General features: G+C 70.2%; 14 protein-coding genes. 7 read left to right on the forward strand and 7 right to left on the reverse strand.

What is annotated here, in order from left to right; genetic code table 11:
- Positions 1-3 precede the first annotated feature (3 nt).
- The 3 genes from ITJ55_RS04555 to ITJ55_RS04565 all read left to right on the forward strand — a co-directional run bounded on the left by ITJ55_RS04555 (position 4) and on the right by ITJ55_RS04565 (position 3,044).
- Positions 4-951 carry a GDP-mannose 4,6-dehydratase gene (locus ITJ55_RS04555; RefSeq protein ID WP_194594261.1) on the forward strand — a complete coding sequence of 316 codons (948 nt, stop codon included), beginning with the start codon at positions 4-6 and terminating at the stop codon, positions 949-951.
- A 90-nt stretch (positions 952-1,041) separates the two neighbouring features.
- A complete protein-coding gene (locus ITJ55_RS16445) occupies positions 1,042-2,181 on the forward strand; it encodes a glycosyltransferase family 1 protein (RefSeq protein WP_194594262.1) in 1,140 nt (379 codons plus the stop codon).
- Complete coding sequence (locus ITJ55_RS04565; protein WP_194594263.1) at positions 2,178-3,044, forward strand: glycosyltransferase family 2 protein; 867 nt, start codon at positions 2,178-2,180, stop codon at positions 3,042-3,044. Before ITJ55_RS16445 ends, ITJ55_RS04565 begins: the two co-directional genes overlap by 4 nt.
- 17 nt (positions 3,045-3,061) lie before the next feature.
- Here the strand turns inward: ITJ55_RS04565 and ITJ55_RS04570 are convergent, their stop codons facing one another.
- The 5 genes from ITJ55_RS04570 to ITJ55_RS04590 form a co-directional block, all read right to left on the reverse strand.
- Entirely contained in the window at positions 3,062-4,120 is a 1,059-nt protein-coding gene (locus tag ITJ55_RS04570) for a hypothetical protein (RefSeq protein WP_194594264.1), read from the reverse strand.
- Between the two features lie 188 nt (positions 4,121-4,308).
- Positions 4,309-4,539, reverse strand: coding sequence for a hypothetical protein (locus ITJ55_RS04575; RefSeq protein ID WP_194594265.1), 231 nt, complete (start codon positions 4,537-4,539; stop codon positions 4,309-4,311).
- A 52-nt stretch (positions 4,540-4,591) separates the two neighbouring features.
- Entirely contained in the window at positions 4,592-5,443 is an 852-nt protein-coding gene (locus tag ITJ55_RS04580) for a D-alanyl-D-alanine carboxypeptidase family protein (protein WP_194594266.1), read from the reverse strand.
- 114 nt (positions 5,444-5,557) lie between these two features.
- Positions 5,558-6,418, reverse strand: a complete 861-nt coding sequence (rfbA, locus tag ITJ55_RS04585) for a glucose-1-phosphate thymidylyltransferase RfbA (protein WP_194594267.1) — start codon at positions 6,416-6,418, stop codon at positions 5,558-5,560.
- Positions 6,419-6,424: 6 nt separating this feature from the next.
- Positions 6,425-7,033 (reverse strand): dTDP-4-dehydrorhamnose 3,5-epimerase family protein, encoded by a 609-nt coding sequence (locus tag ITJ55_RS04590; protein ID WP_194594268.1) that lies wholly within the window; start codon positions 7,031-7,033, stop codon positions 6,425-6,427.
- A gap of 122 nt (positions 7,034-7,155) precedes the next feature.
- Between ITJ55_RS04590 and ITJ55_RS04595 the strand changes: the two genes are divergently transcribed.
- Genes ITJ55_RS04595 through ITJ55_RS04605 form a run of 3 tightly spaced genes read left to right on the forward strand, consistent with a single transcriptional unit; the run spans position 7,156 to position 12,676 of the window.
- Positions 7,156-8,508 carry a hypothetical protein gene (locus tag ITJ55_RS04595; protein WP_194594269.1) on the forward strand — a complete coding sequence of 451 codons (1,353 nt, stop codon included), beginning with the start codon at positions 7,156-7,158 and terminating at the stop codon, positions 8,506-8,508.
- Positions 8,505-10,034, forward strand: coding sequence for a glycosyltransferase family 2 protein (locus ITJ55_RS04600; RefSeq protein WP_194594270.1), 1,530 nt, complete (start codon positions 8,505-8,507; stop codon positions 10,032-10,034). Before ITJ55_RS04595 ends, ITJ55_RS04600 begins: the two co-directional genes overlap by 4 nt.
- Positions 10,031-12,676: a glycosyltransferase family 2 protein gene (locus ITJ55_RS04605; protein WP_194594271.1), complete on the forward strand. Its 2,646-nt coding sequence runs from the start codon at positions 10,031-10,033 to the stop codon at positions 12,674-12,676. Before ITJ55_RS04600 ends, ITJ55_RS04605 begins: the two co-directional genes overlap by 4 nt.
- Before the next feature lie 74 nt (positions 12,677-12,750).
- Here the strand turns inward: ITJ55_RS04605 and ITJ55_RS04610 are convergent, their stop codons facing one another.
- Entirely contained in the window at positions 12,751-13,431 is a 681-nt protein-coding gene (locus ITJ55_RS04610; protein WP_194594272.1) for an ABC transporter ATP-binding protein, read from the reverse strand.
- 44 nt (positions 13,432-13,475) lie between these two features.
- A complete protein-coding gene (locus ITJ55_RS04615; protein WP_194594273.1) occupies positions 13,476-14,294 on the reverse strand; it encodes an ABC transporter permease in 819 nt (272 codons plus the stop codon).
- A 167-nt stretch (positions 14,295-14,461) separates the two neighbouring features.
- Here ITJ55_RS04615 and ITJ55_RS04620 point away from each other — a divergent pair, with 167 nt between their 5' ends.
- A complete protein-coding gene (locus tag ITJ55_RS04620) occupies positions 14,462-15,832 on the forward strand; it encodes a glycosyltransferase family 4 protein (RefSeq protein WP_194594274.1) in 1,371 nt (456 codons plus the stop codon).
- The last annotated feature ends 26 nt before the right edge of the window (positions 15,833-15,858 follow it).

The raw sequence follows: 15,858 nt of genomic DNA on the forward strand, positions 1-15,858 counted from the left end.
GGCATGTTGCGCGCCCTCGTCACCGGAGTCGCCGGTCAGACCGGCAGTTACCTCGCCGAGAACCTCGTGGCCCGAGGCCTCGAGGTCCACGGCGTCGTCCGGGACGGGGGCGAGGACGCGTCGGCGGTCGAGCTGCCCCCCGAGGTCGTCCTGCACCGGGGCGACCTGACCGACCTCGCGGGCATGCGCTCCACGGTGCTCGAGGTCCGACCCGACGTCGTGGTGAACCTCGCGGCCCTGAGCAGCGTCGCGGCCTCGTGGCGCCTGCCCGTCGAGACGGCACAGCTGAACGGGGCCGCGGTGGCCGCGTTGCTCGCCGCGGTGGCCGAGCTGCGCGACGGCGGGCACGACGCGGCCTTCGTCCAGGCCTCGAGCGCCGAGATCTTCGGTCAGGCCGCCGTCTCACCTCAGGACGAGACGACGCCGATCGCCCCGGTCAATCCGTACGGTGCCTCGAAGGCCTATGCGCACCTCCTCGTGGGTGCGTACCGCGCCGCCGGTCTCCGCGCCTGCAGCGTCGTGCTCTACAACCACGAGTCGCCCCGGCGGCCCGAGCAGTTCGTCACCCGCAAGATCACCGCCGCGGCGGCTCGCATCGCCCGCGGTGAGCAGAGCGAACTCGTGCTGGGCGACCTCACCGTCCGCCGTGACTGGGGCTGGGCACCCGACTACGCCGAGGCCCTCGCGCTCGTCGCGACCTCCGACACGGCCGACGACTACGTCGTGGCGACCGGCGAGTCGCACAGCATCCAGGACTTCGTCGACGCGGCGTTCGCCCGGGTCGGCATCAGCGACACGTCCGGCCTCGTCCGCAGCGACGCCGAGTTCGTCCGGCCGACCGACGCCACCGAGCTCCGGGGCGACGCCTCGAAGATCCGCGCGGCACTCGGCTGGGCGCCCACCCGGTCGTTCACCGAGGTCGTCGAGGCGATGGTCGACGCCGACCGCTGAGCCTGCCCCGTCGCCGCACGCCCCACCGCCACCGCACCCGCCCGCACCGCACCGCACCGCACCGCACCGCACCGACCGAGGAGTCCCGTCGTGAGCGTCATCGTCCTCCTCGACGCCACGTCGATCCCCGCCGACTCGGGCGGCGTGGGTCGCTACCTGCGCGAACTCGTGCCGGCCCTGGCTCGACGCGACGACGTCGTCCTGCACGTGGCCTGCCAAGAACGCGACCTCGCCTGGCTGCGCGAGGACGCCCCCGAGGCGATCCTGCACCGGGTGCCCCCTCGCACGACGTCGGTGGGCGTGCGCCTGCTGTGGGAGCAACTCGCGTTGCCCCGACTCGCCCGTCGCCTGGGCGTCGACGTGATCCACTCGCCGCACTACACGATGCCCCTGCTCAGTCGGCGGCGCCGGGTGGTGACGTTGCACGACGCCACGTTCTTCTCGCACCCCGAACTCCACGGGCGCCTCAAGGGGCCGTTCTTCCGGGCGTGGATCCGCCTCGCCGCCCGTCGAGCCGACCGGTGCCTCACGCCCAGCCAGGCGACGGCCGACGAGGTCACCCGGTGGGTGCCGGGTCGCCTGGCGCCGATCGTCGTGTCGTTCCACGGGGTCGACACCGTGCGGTACTCCCCCGAGGCCCGACGCGACGAGGACGAGATGCGGGAGCGCCTGGCCGTCGGCGACGGCGGCTACTGCGCGTTCGTGGGCACCATCGAACCGCGGAAGAACGTGGGGCCGTTGCTCGACGCGATCGCCCGGGTGGGCGAGCGACGCCCCGACCTGGCGCCGCGCCTCCTGCTCGCCGGCGGACGCGGCTGGGACGACACCGTCCTCGCCCGCCTCGAGGCGGCGGGGCCCACGTCCCCCTACCGCTGGCTCGGCTACGTCGACGAGCGGCTGTTGCCCGCGTTCGTGGCGTCGTCGAGCCTCGTCGCCTACCCGAGCGTGGGCGAGGGCTTCGGGCTGCCGATCCTCGAGGCCCTGGCCAGCGGCGTCCCGGTGGTCACCACCGACCGGCTCGCAGCCCCCGAGGTCGGCGGCGACGTGGCCGTCTACTGCGAACCCGACGCCGCATCGCTCGAAGCGACGCTCGAATCGTTGCTCGACGACGACGAGCGTCGGGCCGACCTCGGCCGCCGCGGACGCGAGCGGGCCCTCGGCTTCACCTGGCAGCGGACGGCCGCCGAACACGCGGCGGCGTACCGCGACGCGGCGGGAGGCGCCCGATGAGCGAGATCCTCTGCATCACCGTCACGTACTCCCCCGGTGACACCCTCGAGACGTTCGTCGACTCGCTCGCACCGAACGGGTTCCCGCCCGGTCGGGTGCTGGTCGTCGACAACGGGTCGACCGACGGAGCCCCGGAGGCGGTGGCCGCGTCGCACGACGACGTCACGCTGGTGAGGTCCCCCGGAAACGTCGGCTACGGTCGCGCCGCCAACCTCGGCACCACGATGGCCACCGACGACGAACGGTGGTTCTTGATCTGCAACCCCGACGTCGTGGCCACGCCCCGCACGATCGAGGCGCTGCTCGCGGCGGCCCGTCACGACCCCCGGGCCGGCGCCCTGGGCCCACGGGTCGTCGACCCCGACGGCACGGTCTACCCGTCGGCCAGGGCACTGCCCTCGATCCGCACCGGCATCGGCCACGCCCTGCTCTCGGGGGTCTGGCCGTCGAACCCGTGGACGCGCCGCTACCAGCAGCGCGACGTGTCGAAGTCCGCCGACACGTCGGCCGTGGGCTGGCTGTCGGGGGCGTTCCTGCTGCTGCGACGCGAGGCGTTCGAGCAGGTCGGAGGCTTCGACCCCGACTTCTTCATGTACTTCGAGGACGTCGATCTGGGGCGACGCCTCGCCGAGGCCGGCTGGACGAACCTCTTCGTGCCCGACGCCGAGGTCATGCACATCGGTGGCGAGAGCACCGCGCGGTCGGCCGACGTCATGATCACGGCGCACCACCGGTCGGCGCACCGCTACATCGCCAAGACCCACCCGGGGCCGCTGTGGCGCCCCGTCGTCGCCGCGGTCGGCGTCGGGCTGGCGATTCGGGCGCGTCTCACCATCGTGGCGGGGCACCGCCGACGGGCTTAGGCGCGGAGGCTCCGTCGTCAGCGGGCCAGATGGCCGTAGGACGAGCGGAGCGTCGCAGAGGCCGCCACGGCGCTGCAGTTCGCGATGGAGCCCGTGTACGTGACGGGGGACGCCGTGTCGTTGCGTGCCGTGAAGATGTGGCGTGTCACGCCGAAGTCCTCACTGATCGGCCGGGCGTACCCACTCAGCACGGAGTCCTTGACCGCGTTCTTGCCAGGTTGGTCGAGCTGGTAGGTCTTGACCGCACCGTCGTAGCGACCGGACCCGTTGGGGACGGCGATGATGTTCCGCTGGGCCTCGACTCCCTCTGCTGCGAGCCCGATCGTCAGGCCCGATGCTGCGGACAGCAGCGTGTTGTACCTGATGGTGACGTTCCGCGGGCTCCCGGACGCCGTCGCGGGGGTGCTTCCGGCGGCTTTGATGTTGGCTCCTCGCGGCGCACCCGCGATCAGGTTCCTCTCGATGAGGCCGCCCGTCGACCAGATGGACGACATGAGATAGATGTTGTGGTCCGTCCCGGCGGCGTCCACGGCTCGGTTGTCATGGATGCAGTTGCCACCGATGAGGTAGTTGCGCGGCGCAGCGGCGGTCAGCTGGGCGGTCGACCCGGAGGTGGTCGTCGCGTTGACCAGCACGTTGGCCACGCCGCGTGTCCCCTGCACCTCGTTGTTGGTGAACGACCACCCGTCGCCCCCCGACATGAGCACGACCGATTGACCGGTCTGGATGCCCGAGTTGTACGTGAAACGGATGCCGTTGATGGTCCAGTGGTCGGCCGAGGCCATGATGAGCGTCCCGTTGACCTCGACTCGCTCTCCGGGGCTCGCCTGCAGGACGATGGGACGCTCGACGGTGCCCCGTTGGATGCCCCACCCGATCGCTTCCGCGTAGACGCCCTCGCGCACGACGATCACGTCGCCAGGCCTGGCCGCCCGGATGCCCGCCTGCACCGTCCGCAACGGCGACGATGCCGTGGGTTCCGGGCACCGGTCTTGGTACTGGCCTGCGTCGGCGGGATCTCTGAGGCAGGCGGCACGGCCGTACTGCTTGTAGGTGTCGGAGCCGTTCGTGGACACGTAGACGAATCGGCCGCCTGGTGACGGCTGACTCAACGACCGTGCTCCGACGCCGTAGGACACGGCTACCGTCGTGGCGGCCGCTGCCCCCGCCACGGGAGCACCTGAGATGCCCCCGCCGACGACCGCCGCGACGACCGCGACCGTCGCGGCCAGCAGACGGGATCGGTGGCCGACGGGGGTCATGGTCAGCGACCGGACCAGTCGGCGCCGGTCTTGAGAGCCGTGCGCGGGATCGAGAGCGAGCTGAGGGCGGCGTAGAAGCCGGCGGCGTTCAGGTTCTTGTACTGGACCCCGACCGCCTGCATGGCGTTCACCATCTCCATGGTGGTCATGTGGCGGAGCGAGCGGACGCCGACCATGCAGACGTAGCCGCTTCCCACCTCGGGCAGGTTGTCGGTGCAACGGATGATGAGCATGGAGGAGTCCTTCGGTTCGGGTGGGTCGTGTCGGTCGTGGCGGTCGGTGAGGTCAACGACGCCAGTAGTCGGCGTCCTGGGTGAGCGCGGAGCGCGCGATGCCCAGCGAGTTGATGATCGCGTAGAACTGGTTGCGGCCCACCTCGTAGAACGGGGTGCCGGCGACGCGCATCGCGTTGATCATGTCGATGGTCGACAGGTGCCGCAGGCTGCGGACGCCGACCAGGGCCGTGTAGCCGAGCGCCTGCTCGCTGAGGGCCTGGTTCGCCCGGATGATGATGACCTCGGAGTCCTTGTCGACGTCCAGGGGGATGTCGCCGACGTAGGACGGGGTGTAGTCGAAGTGCCACGGCTCGGGTCGGCTGAACGAGTTGCCCGTGGGCATCCAGCCGTACGACGGCGCGTTCGCGTCCATCCACCGTTTGGCCGCCGAGCCGGCCGTCGCGACCCCGGCGCCGAAGTCGCACGCGATGCCCCAGCCGTGGTTCGAGGTGCCGGGGTAGGCCGCGAGGTTGCCGGTGCCGGCCTGGTAGGCGTTCCAGTAGTCGACCTGGCGCGAGTACGCGCGGTACCCCTCGGTGATGGCCAGGGGACGCCCGACGGCGTTCGAGAAGGCCAGGCTGAGGGCGAGGTACTGGCGGGCCGCGTCGGTCCGCAGGTAGCCCGACCCGGCGACGGTCGCCGAGACCGGGGTCAGGGCACGGGCCGGGATGTTGCCGTTCGAGTACCCGCCCCAGGCGCTGAGTTCGGCGACGGCGAGCGCTTCCGCGATGCTGTCGGTGGCGGCGGAGGTCTCGCCGAGGCTGACCGACGCGTGCGCGGCGTCGGGCCGCAGCACGGAGGCCGCGCCGGTGGCGACGACGGAGGCGGCAGCGAGCGAGAGCAAGTGGCGGCGATGGATCATGCGCCCGATCTTGTCCCCCAGCTCTGCCTGATCAACAGAGGAGTCCATACTCCGAAGATCGCACGGATGCCACGATCGGACCACCCCCCGAGCGGGAGTGGGCCGAAAGGGGGACTAACCCAGCAGCCCCATGAGGTAGGCGCCGTAACCGCTCTTGACGAGGGGTTTCGCGAGGCGTCGCAACTGCTCGTCGTCGATCCAGCCACGACGCCAGGCCAGCTCTTCGATGCACCCGATCTTGTACCCCTGTCGGTGCTCGATGACGCGGACGTACTCGGACGCCTGCATCATCGACTCGTGGGTGCCGGTGTCGAGCCAGGCGGTGCCCCGGTCGAGGACCTGGACCTGCAGCTTGCCCGCTTCGAGGAAGCGCTCGTTGATCGTCGTGATCTCGAGTTCGCCCCGCGAGCTCGGCTCGATGCCCTTCGCGATCTCGACGACGGTGTTGTCGTAGAAGTAGAGGCCCGGGACGGCGTAGTTGCTCTTCGGGTTCTCGGGCTTCTCTTCGATGGAGCGGGCCGTGAAGGTCTCGTCGAAGTCGACGACGCCGTAGGCCCGGGGGTTCGACACGTGGTAGGCGAAGATGACGCCGCCGTCGGGGTCGGTGTTGGCCCGGAGGTTCGAGCCGAGCCCGACGCCGTGGAAGATGTTGTCGCCGAGGACGAGGGCGACCTTCTCGTCACCGATGAACTCTTCGCCGATGATGAACGCCTGGGCGAGGCCGTCGGGTGACGGCTGGATGGCGTAGGTCAGTTCGATGCCGAGGTCGGACCCGTCGCCGAGGAGGCGCTGGAACTGGGGCGCGTCGTCGGGCGTCGTGATGATCAGGATCTCGCGGATGCCGGCCGACAGCAGCGTCGACAGGGGGTAGTAGACCATCGGCTTGTCGTAGATCGGCATCAACTGCTTCGAGATGCCCTTGGTGATCGGGTAGAGACGTGTGCCGGACCCGCCGGCGAGGATGATTCCGCGCATGTCTGCCTAGTTCTCGGTTCGGAGCTGCTGGTAGAAGGCCTGGCACTCGTCCCAGGTGGGCAGGAGGCCGAGGCTCTCGGCCTCGCTCAGGGTGGGGGCCGAGGTGTCTTTCGGCGAGAGGAGGATCTCGCCGATGTCGTCGGGGAAGACGAGCCCGATGTCGCCGTCGAGGACGCTGAGGCCCTTCTCCCGCTCGGGGTTGAAGGTCTCGGTGACGAGGTAGTTGACGGTCGCGCCCTCGGTCAGGGCGACGATGGCGTGCCCGAGCCCCTCGGAGAGGTAGACGGCGCGGCGGTCGACGTCGTCGATGACGACGGAGTCCCACTGGCCGAAGGTCGGCGAGCCGACCCGGATGTCGATGACGAAGTCGATGAAGGCGCCCTTGGGGGCCGAGACGTACTTGGCCTGGCTCGGCGGCACGAGTGCGTAGTGGATGCCGCGCGCGACGCCGCGTGCCGACACCGACGTGTTGGTCTGCTTGAGGTCGAGCGGGTGGCCGACGACGTCCTGCAACACGTCGTAGCGGTACTGCTCGAAGAAGACGCCGCGGTCGTCACCGTGTTGCTTCGGGGTGAACTCCCAGGCGCCGGGGATGGCCAGTTCTCGCGTCTGCACCGGTGGAGTCTACAAGCACCGGGCATCCCCCGGGCTCGAGCCGCACGTCGGTAGACTCGCTCCGGTCCGTCGCCGCAGGCACGGGCGTACCGACAGACGCGAGGGGAAGCGCCGCGAGCTCCATGGACACCGCCAAGATCCGCCGACTCGTCACCGACCTGGTGCGGGTCAACAGGGACTACCTGACGCGCCCCGAGTTCCGCAACGCCGCCCGGGAGCGACTCGTCGCGGTCGACAACTCTCCCGTCTCGCGTGCCGAGGCCGCGCTCGTCGACGACGCGGCCCTGCCCTACCTGCACCTCGTCGAGACGAGCACCGCGCTGGCCGGCATCGGCTTCTCGCGCGACGCCGAACGCCACCTCAACCTCGTCGTCGGAGAGATCCGGCCGGATGCGACCTTCGCCGGCGTCACGACCGCCCTGACCGTCGGCCGGACCCTCGCGGCCGAACTCGGCCTGCCGCTCCGCGTCGTCATGGTGTCGTACACGACGTCCGGCAACTCGTCCGCCGCGGCCCAGGCCTTCGTCGGCGCGCGCTTCCCCGACGTCACGGCGCAGGTAGTCGCGCGCGAGGACCTGCCCTCGGTCCGGTTCTCACCCGACGACTCGTGGCTCGCCACCCACTGGAAGACCGCCCACGCGATCGACGTCGCGACCCGCAGCGGACGCATCGCGAGCGACCGGGTCGCCTACCTCGTGCAGGACTACGAGCCCGGGTTCAGCCCCTGGTCGACCGAGTACGCGGTCGCCGCCTCGACGTACCGACGGGGTTTCCAGCCGATCGTCAACTCGACGCCCCTGCGCGCCTACCTCGAGAAGCACCAGGGCCTCACCGTCGACGACGACCTCGTGTTCGCTCCCGACCTCGACCTCGACCTCCTCCGCCGCGTCGCCGCGAAGCGATCGGCCGACGAGGTGACGCGGGTGCTCTTCTACGGGCGTCCGAGCAAGCACCGGAACCTCTTCCGGCTCGGGGTGGCGGCCCTGAAGATCGCCGCCCGAGAGCTCGCCGCCTCGGGTCACCCGGTCGAGTTCGTGTCGGCCGGTGAACTGCACGGAGACACGGATCTCGGCGCCGGTCACACCCTGCGGAGCGTGGGCACCCTGCCCTGGGACGACTACTTCGACCTCCTCGCGTCGACCGGCGTCGTCCTCTCGTTGCAGTACAGCCCCCACCCGAGCCACCCGCCCTTCGACGCGGCCGTCTCGGGTGCCCTCGCCGTCACCAACGAGTTCGACGGCACCCGCTCGGGCCTGCACGACCGCATCGACGCGGTGGCCGCCGAGCCCGAGGCCCTGGCCGCGGCCGTCGTCGCGGCCGTCCGGCGGAACGCCGCCGAGGGCCCGGGGGCGTTCGCCGACCTCGCTCCCGGTGCGCTCGGCGGCTCCCTCGCCTCCGCCGTCCGGGCGGCGGCCGTCCGCATGACCGCCCGACGACCCGAGTCCGACGGCAGCCGCCGAGGAGGAACCCCGTGAGCAGCTCGCCCCTCGAGACGTCGACGGGCGTCACCGTCGTCGTCCCCGTCTACGGCGACCTGCCGTCGCTGCTCGACTGCATCGCGTCCCTCGTCGACCACGTCGACACCTCGCGTCACCGCGTCCTGCTCGTCAACGACTGCGGGCCCGACGCCGACGCGATCGAACGCGCCGTCCTCGAGGCCGTCGCGGGCCGCGACGGGTTCGGCTACGAACGCAACGACCGGAACCTCGGCTTCGTAGGCACCTGCAACCGGGCGGTCGTCGAACTCGACACGTCCGACCGCGAGGTCCTGCTGCTCAACAGCGACACCGTCGTCACCGCCGGGTTCGTCGACGAGATGCTCGAGGTCCTCCTGGCGGCACCCGAGCACGGGGTCGTCTGCGCCCGCAGCAACAACGCCACGATCGCCAGCCTGCCCTTCCGGCAGGTGGCCCCCGCCGACCGCACGTTCGAGCGCACCCTCCAGGTCGCCGCGGACGTCGTCCCGCTGCTGCCCCGGTGGTACGTCTCGCCGGTGGCCATGGGCTTCTGCTTCCTGACGCGGCGCAGCCTGATCCGCCGGTTCGGCCTGTTCGACGACGAGTTCGCACCCGGGTACGGCGAAGAGAACGACTACTGCCTGCGACTCAACGAGCACGGCTACCTCGCGCTGGTCGCGAACCGGGCCCTCGTGCTGCACGCCGGGTCCAAGAGCTTCGTCGGGGCGCGCCGCAACACCCTCCGCGACGCCCACCAGAAGAAGCTCGAGGCGCGCTACCCCTTCTACGGGTCGGCCACGGCCGCGTTCCTGCGACACGACGTCCACCCTGCCGACCGGTTCGCCGACGCACTCGTCCCGGGCACCGCTCGCGACACGGTGACGGTCGACCTGCGGGGCGCCACCGCGGCAGGTCTCGACGACGCACGGCGCGACGCCGTCGTGACCCGCGCCTCCCGGGCCCTCGGCGACGCGTTCGCCGTCGAGGTCCTGGTCGACGACGACGCGGTGTCCGCGGTGTCGGCCCTCGCACCGACCGCCGTCGTGCGCAGCGACGCGCCGGACGACCAGATCGGCTCGCTGGGGCTGCTGGTCGACGGTCTGGTCGACGGCGACCGCCTCCTCCAGGCCCACCGCCGGTACGCCGTCTGGGCGGCCCTCGACCTCGGGCTGACCGGACGACCGGTCCGGTGGAGCATCGACGGCCCCGCCGCCGGGCGACGGCTCACGGGTGCCGCGGTCGTCGACCACGCCGCGTTCACCGTCACCGACGACGGAGGCGCGGGCACGTCGACCTGGACGTCCGTCTCCTCGCTGTGGTCGCGTCACCGGGCGACGCCCCTCGCCGACCGCGTGGCGACGTTGGAACGTCGGGCCGACCGGATCGGCCTCGCGGACGCCGTGGCACACCGGTCCGCCTCGACCGACGCACGTCGGCTGCACGACTACCGTGACGAGCTCAACCAGCTCAAGGCCAGCCGCAGCTACAAGCTCGCGACGGTGATCGGGCGCGTCGCGTCACGACTGCCCCGAGGCCGCTCGTGACCGGCCCCGACCGGCGGTTCGTCCCCGGGGTCGTGCGTCGATCGCTCGCGCGGTTCCGCCCCGAGCCGAAGCCGCTCACGGTCGAGGACCGCCTGAAGCGCTGGGCCGACCGCGTCGTCGAGTTCGACGTCGTCGACCGGCCGTACGTCGAGGCCGTCACCGGCCGGTCGTTCGGGTCGGACGCCGACGCGGCCCGCTTCGTCGTCACGGCCGACGGGGGGCGCGGGCTCACGCCGTCGCCCCTGATCGAGCCCGAGTGGCTGCAGGCCCAGCTCGCCGACCCGAAGATGAGCTGGTACGACTTCTTGCACCAAGAAGACGACCGGCTCGTCGAGACGGGGCCCGTCTTCGACGCCGCCGCCTACGTCGGCTCCCTGCCCGAGGCCGGTCGCCCCCGCACCACGCTGGACGCCCTGCGGCACTTCGTCGCCCACGCCGGGCCCGAGACGCGGCTGCCCGCCCCCGCCGGTCGCCCGGGCGACGCACCGACCTGGGCGGAGCACCGCGAGGCATCGCTCGCCCGGGCCCGGGCGTTCGCCGCCGACCAGGTGCGCACGCGGCGCAGGTACCGCTCGACCTGGGACGGACTCGACGCCGCCGCGGCCCGCTCGCGGTACCGCCGAGGGCTCGAGAGGGCCACGGCCGAGCAGCCGGTCGTGTCCGTCGTGCTGCCGACCCGCGACCGTGCCGGCTCGTTGCGCGCGGCCATCGCCTCGGTCCAGGCGCAGACCTGGACGTCGTGGCAACTCGTCGTGGTCGACGACGGCTCGACGGACGGCACGGCCGACCTGCTCGCGCAGGCGGCCCTCGACGACCCCCGCATCGTTCCGCTCGCACAGCCCTCGCTCGGGGCGGGCGCGGCCCGAAACACCGGACTGGCCGCCGCCACGGGTGACGTGGTGGCCTTCCTCGACTCGGACAACGCGTGGTACCCGACGCACCTCGAGATCGCGCTCGCGGCCCTGCTCGAGTCGGGGGCCTCGTCGGTGTTCACGGGGCTCCGGATGCGCGGCCTCAACGACCCCGCGGCGCGTGACGGCGCACCTGTCGAGACGTTCCGCGGCGAGGACGGCACCTGGGACGACCTGCTGGCCGGAAACTTCATCGACCTGAACGCCCTGGTCGTGACCCGCGACGCCGCGGACGCGGTCGGCCCCTTCGACCTGCGGCTCAAGCGGTGGATCGACTACGACTACGTCCTCCGACTCGCCAGGGCCTTCGACGTGCCCACCCACGTGCCGCACCTCGGCGTCGACTACGACAACTCGCACGACGGCGGCCGCATCTCGTCGACCCACCCGGCCTCCTGGCAGGACGTCGCCGTGGCGCCCCACCTGATCGACTGGCCCGCCCTCGAGGCGTCGGCGGGCGACCGCTCCCCCGACGTCGTCTCGATCGTCATGCCCGTCTTCCGCGACTGGAAGCTCACGCGACGAGCCGTGGAGGCGGTGCTCGCCACGAGCGACGACGGCCCGGCCGTCGAGGTGCTCCTGATCGACAACGCGTCGGGGCGGTCGGTCTCGGCCGTCCTCGACAGCTGGTTCGGCGGCGACGACCGCGTGAGCGTCCACCGGCAGGCCCGCAACCTCAACTTCGGCCTCGGCAGCGACGTCGGGCTCGCCCTGAGCACGGGCTCGCGCGTGGTCATGCTGAACAACGACACCGAGGTGCAGCCGGGCTGGCTCGCTCCGCTGCTGGCCGCCCTCGACGACGAGGACGTCCTCGGCGCCCAGCCGCTCCTGCTCTACCCCGACGGCACGGTGCAGGCCGCCGGCACGCTGTTCGGCGGCGACAAGGTCATGCCGTGGCACTTCCTGGCCCACCACCCGCGCCTCGACGTCGACCGGGCGGACGCCCGGCGGTTCCCGGCCGTCACGGCGGCGGCGGCGGCCTTCCGCGCGAGCGACCTCATCAGGTGGCGAGGCTTCGACCCCGTCTTCGCCAACGGGCTCGAGGACGTCGACCTGTGCCTGCGAGCCCTCGACGAGCGGCCCGGGTCGCACTTCGCCGTCGTGCTCGAGTCGGTCGTCGTGCACCACGAGAGCACGTCGCCCGGTCGGGACGACGCCCGGCTCGTCAACCGCCGGCTGTTCGACGAGCGGTGGCGCGGACGCTACCCCGACCTCGACGCCGGCTGCTACGACGACGCCGGGCTCCGCCTCGTCGGCATCGAGGCCGGTGAGCCACGCGGGCACGACGTGATGGTGCGGTCGTCCCGTCCCCTGGTCGTGCGGGCCCCACGCTCGGGCCCCTGGGAACGCGACGGTCTGCGCTGGGCCCTGAAGGCCGACCTGTCGGACGCTCGGGCCGTCGCTGCCTGCGCGCGCCTCCGTGGGTTCTTGGTGTTCCACGGTCACGACGTCGTGGTCGACGACGTCGCGGCGTTCTACCGGTCGTCGTGCTCGATCGACGACGTCGCCGTGCTCGTCGCGACGGCCGAGGGCGCTCCACGCTTCGTCCCCCAGCCCGGTGCGGTCAACGCCGTGTGGTTGGACGAGGACGGCCGGGTGGACGACCCGACCCGCGCCTCCTTCACGATCTTGGCCGGTCCGGGCGCAGGCGACGACCACCCGGCGGTGACGGGGCGCGCCGCGGTCGTGCTCGACCAGTTGCGCGCCGTCGCGGCCGAGGCGTCGGCGTGAGGACCGTGACGACGCTGGGGGTGTTCCCGGGTCACGCCTGACGAGGAGTCGGATGACGGGCGGTGCGGCCGTGGTCAGACGGTGCTCGTGTAGGCGGCGATCACGTCCGAGGCGTCACCCGTCTCGACCAGCCTTCCCGAGTCGAGCCAGGCGACCTGGTCGCACATGTCCTTCACCGTCCCCATCGAGTGCGAGACGAGGATCACCGTCTGCCCGTCTCGCTTCATCTCGCGGAACTTGGTGCGGCAGCGCTTTTGGAAGGTCGCGTCGCCGACCGAGAGGACTTCGTCCACGACGAGGATGTCCGGGGTAACGCTGACGGCGACCGAGAATCCCAGGCGCACGTACATGCCGGACGAGTAGTTCTTGACCGGTTGGTCGATGAACTTCTCGACTCCCGAGAACGACACGATGTCGTCGAACTTGCCCAGGATCTCCTTCCGGGACATGCCGAGGATCGACCCGTTCAGGAAGATGTTCTCGCGCCCCGACAGCTCTGGATGGAAGCCACTCCCCACCTCGAGGAGGCTTGCCTGCCTCCCGTTGGCCGTGATCACGCCGGCGTCGGGTTGCAGGATCTTCGCGAGGCATTTGAGCAGCGTGGACTTGCCCGACCCGTTCCTCCCGATGAGCCCGAAGGTGGACCCGCTGGGGACTTCGAACGACACGTCGTTGAGAGCCCAGTAATCCTCGTGGACGCTCCTGCGCCCGCGCATCAAGGCGGACTTCAGAGAGTTGTTGTGTTCGTGGTACATGCGAAAACGCTTGGACACGTCATCGACGACGACGGCGGGAGTTGTCACAGTAGTTCTGCCAGTTTCTTCTCGTTCTTCGAGAACGCCAGGAACCCCACCGCGAACGTCACAGCAGCTGCGAGGAAGCAGAAGACGAAGTCGGTGGGGTCGGGCCAACGGTTGTCGTAGAGGAAATTCCGGAACACCTCGACGAAGCGTTCCATGGGATTGAGTCGGTAGACGGTGAGTATCCAGGACCCGTATTTCGCGGAGGCTTCCTCGACCAGGTCGATGGGGTAGATGATCGGCGTGAGGTACATCCACATCTGCAGGACGATGCTGACGAGGTGCTGCATGTCCCTGAAGTAAACGTTGATGATGGAGAAGAGCATCGCGAAGCCGGCGGCGAACAACGCCAGCAATGCCATCATCAGGACGAGCAGCGGCAACCACGGCAACAGATGCGATCCGAAGACCAGGAGCGCCAGGCTGAGGACGCCCATCTCGATGAGCCACGTGAAGCCCACCGAGCCGACGGTCGAGAGCGGCAACGCTATGCGCGGGAAGTACACCTTCTTGATCAGGGACCCGTTGGCGACGATGGAGGACATGCCGCCGTTGACGACCCTGGTGAAGAACATCCACGGCAGGAGTCCGCACATCAGCCAGAGGGGATAGATGGTGATGCCACTGGGATCACCCGTGACGACTCGGGCTCGGAAGATGAAGGAGAAGACGATCGTGTAGACGAGCATGGTCGCCAAGGGATTGATCAGCGACCAGAGCTGTCCGAAGACAGTTCGCCGATACTTACCCTTGACCTCGCGGATCGTCAGGTTCGCCAACAATTCTCGCGACGAGACGAGCTCGGAGATGTAGGACATGCGTTCCGCTTCCGATGCGATCGTGAAGGCATCGATGTGAGAGGTCGGGGATCGAGTCATTCTCGCACGACCGAAGGGAGCCTTTCATCGCGTGGCAGGAAAGGCCCGTGACTCATGCGGCCCGTTCTCATATCGAGAGACATGAGGAGAACTTGTAGACTTGCCGTGTGCGCGTCATCTTCCTGAACCACAGCACCGCGCCGGTCAACCTGGGCGGGGCTGAGCGATCCCTGCTCCGCCTCGTCGAAGAGTGGGCGGCGCTCCGACCCGACTTCGAGCCCTTCTTCATCACCAAGGCTCCCGCCGGGCAGTTCATCGCAGCTCTCAAGGATCGCGGGTTGCCGTTCGAGGCGATCCGCTTCCGAGGGTGGGCCCTTCCGAGCCGGCAACCTGCGCCGCCCAGCGAGGTCGCGACCTTCGCCACCACGGACTACGCGGCCGTCAGGAAGATGATCCAGGTCATGGAACGAATTCGTCCTGATCTCGTGGTCACGAACACCCTCGTCGCCCCCTGGGCGGCTTTGGCGGCCGCCAGCCTCGGCATACCTCACGCGTGGTTCGTGCGCGAGTACGGCGACCTGGATCACGGACTCAACTTCCAGACAGGTCGCGCCTCGACCCTGCACGACATCGGACTGCTCTCCCAGGCGGTCGTGACCAACTCGTTCGCCGTTCGTGAACACCTCTCCGAACACATCGACGCGGAGAAGATCAGCGTCGCCTACCCGCAGGTCGATCTCGAGAAGGCTTTCGGGCAGTCGCTCGAGGAGGCGGCGGTGCCGCCCTTCCCGCAGGCGGCCGCAGGGTTGAAGGTCACCGTCGTGGGCCGCGTGGAGCACGGCAAGGGTCAACATCGAGTGATCGATGCCGTAGGCGCCCTCAAAGCCGCCGGGATCACAGCCTCGTTGTGCATCGTCGGGTCGTGGACCCAGCCCGGGTACGATCTGGAGCTCCTCGATCGGGCGAGAGGCCTCGGCGTGGCAGACCACGTCGTGTTCGTCGGCGAGCAGAGCAACCCCTTCCCCTTCATCGCTGCCGCCGACGTGGCCGTCACTCCGTCCACCATCGAGGCCTTCGGTCGTTCGACGCTCGAGTACATGGCTGTGGGTCGCCCCGTCGTGGCCTCGTCCTCCGGCGGCAGCGCCGAACTCGTACAGGTCGGGGTGACGGGCAGTCTCTTCGACATCGATGAACCCTCGACCCTGTTCGAAGCGCTCAAGGTCTACGCCGACTCACCGGCCCTCGCCCGCGAACACGGGAAGGCGGGTGCGGTCAGGATCCGCCAGTTGCTCTCCGGTGAGCTGGGCAACGGGCCGGTCGTCGACCGACTCGAGGCACTCGGAGGCGGCCCGTCGTATCGCCTCCCGGATCTGGCCCGATACTGGTTCGCCCTCCCCGAGGCGTTCTCGGCGGTGGGTGCCACCTCCTCCAAGATGATGGTGGGTCTCGTCGTCTCGCGACTCCGAACGCGCACCGGACTGGTCGGGCGCATCTTGAGGCGACCCCGGGTCGCAGCGCGGCGACTCCTCGACCGATGACATCACTCCCCCCGCGCCGCCCGGTC

The sequence above is a fragment of the Frigoribacterium sp. VKM Ac-1396 genome, assembly GCF_015350895.1.
Lineage (GTDB): Bacteria > Actinomycetota > Actinomycetes > Actinomycetales > Microbacteriaceae > Frigoribacterium.